Source organism: Castellaniella sp., from assembly GCF_004321985.1.
Taxonomy (GTDB): domain Bacteria; phylum Pseudomonadota; class Gammaproteobacteria; order Burkholderiales; family Burkholderiaceae_B; genus Castellaniella.
Genome location: NZ_SCQN01000066.1, coordinates 1 through 1,904 on the forward strand (window position 1 = coordinate 1; position 1,904 = coordinate 1,904).

Annotated in this window: 2 protein-coding genes; one reads left to right on the forward strand and one right to left on the reverse strand. The window is 43.9% G+C overall.

Going from position 1 to position 1,904, the window contains the following annotated elements:
• Window positions 1-223: 223 nt before the first annotated feature.
• Entirely contained in the window at window positions 224-1,159 is a 936-nt protein-coding gene (nadE, locus tag EPN31_RS15855) for an ammonia-dependent NAD(+) synthetase (RefSeq protein ID WP_291775523.1), read from the reverse strand.
• A 166-nt stretch (window positions 1,160-1,325) separates the two neighbouring features.
• Here nadE and EPN31_RS15860 point away from each other — a divergent pair.
• On the forward strand, window positions 1,326-1,904 hold a 579-nt coding region (locus EPN31_RS15860; protein ID WP_291775526.1), incomplete at its 3' end, for a hypothetical protein.

A 1,904-nucleotide genomic window follows, 5' to 3' on the forward strand; every position in this document is an offset into this window, starting at 1 on the left:
GGAACGCATTGATATCGCAGAAAATCGGACACGGATGCAACACAAGTTTGTCGGATCTATTGATGTCTTGGCAAAAGCACAGGAATATGCGGATGCTCACGGAATTGACCTTGAGAAGGCGTTTGAAATTGTTTATCATCGTGCCATTGGAAAATAAGATGTAAAAAAGAAGGAGCCTTTTGGCTCCTTTTCTTTAACTTTAGGTTTCAATAATAGTGTCTTATTAAACCATCAGTGTAGGCAACATACGCTTGTGTTGAGTCTTCATGTAATGTCCAGTAATGGTGTCAAAAACATCCTTACTGACATCCTTGCCCAAGAGATAAGCGTCAATATGCTCATAAGAAACGCCCAGAGCTTTCTCATCAGGGATCCCTTCTGCCAAATCTTCAAGGTCAGCCGTAGGCACCTTTTGATAAAGCGATTCCGGTGCGCCTAAACGCTTGGCAATCTCTCTAACCTGTGCCTTCACTAATCCCTGTAACGGAGAAAAATCAAACCCGCCATCACCAAACTTCGTAAAGAACCCTGTAACTGCCTCTGAGGCATGATCGGTGCCTACAACCAGTCCATGACATGATCCTGCGACACAATACTGGATGAGCATACGCATACGTGCTTTCACATTGCCGATATTGAAATCCACCTTGCTGGAAGTTAAACCTTCCTTCTTGAAAGTCGGTGACATTCCCGCACGAATAGCATCCACTGGATTTTCCAAATTGACTTCCTCGATCTGTGAAGGCTGAATACAACTCAATGACATGTCAACTGCGTCGTGGTCAGACTGAACCTTATAAGGAAGCTTGACGGCCACAAAACGATATTGTGGCAATGGTAGCCCCTTAGCAAGGGCATTCAATTCATTGACTGCTCGCTGACACATAAGACCAGCACAAAGGCTATCAACGCCTCCTGACACACCAAGAACTAAAGACTGCGTGTGGCTATTCAGTAACATCTGCTTGATGAAGGCCACACGCTTACTGATCTCCGACTCATAATCGGTAACACTTTGTACTCCAAGGTCTTCCGCTACCAAACCTTGAATATCAAGCTGGAAAGCTGCTTGATTCCTTGCTACTGATGCTTCATCATTGCCAGCGAATCGTGCCGAAGTCATGAGTTCATAAACTTGTTCGTAAGGTGTCTTGTTCATATGAGCCTTCCAGTTGTTCTGTTATGTGCGGAGGTAATTGCTATTTGAACCATTATACTAAATTGGCTTAAACAAAGCAAGCGAAATTAATCAGAAGACGAAAAATAAGTTAAAATTTTCTGTTAAATATGTTATCATGCATACTTTATAAAACAAGGTATTCATCATGTCGGACACAAAGAAAGAAGTTAAGGAACTCATCCCCGCAGGCACCAAGCTCACTCTTGAAGAATACAAGGTACTCGCGCTTCGTACCGAATCCATTGTTGACGAAGTCAAGGCTAATAAGCCTGAGTACAAGGCGCTACTGGAAGCCTTTATTGCTTGTGGTGAACTTCTGGACTGCCTCAAGAAGAAAATTTATTACAAGAAGTCCACCAAATATGATGAAAAGTTTGATAGCCTTACCGATGAACTGTTGACTGCCATCGCCACGATGAAACGTAATCGCCATACTCCAGAAGAGGTGGTTGACGAAGTGTCTCCTCGTATCACCCACGGTGTCCTTGGTGTTCTTACGGAATCTTCGGAATTGGCACAAGCCTATCTCAAGGGGTTGAATGGTGGTGAATTGGATGCCGTCAATCTTCAGGAAGAAATGGCTGATGGCGCTGGTGGTTGTGGAACTTCATGGTATGCCGTCATTATTGAAGACGAAACGGGGTTGGATCCTTATGAGGGTATGCGTCGTAATATCAATAAGCTGGCTATTCGCTATCCTGAAAAGTTCACCGTTGAAAACGCG

What these genes read in the sequence shown, in the direction of transcription:
- nadE (WP_291775523.1), bottom strand. Translation starts at nt 1,159, where the DNA reads ATGAACAAGACACCTTACGAACAAGTTTATGAACTCATGACTTCGGCA.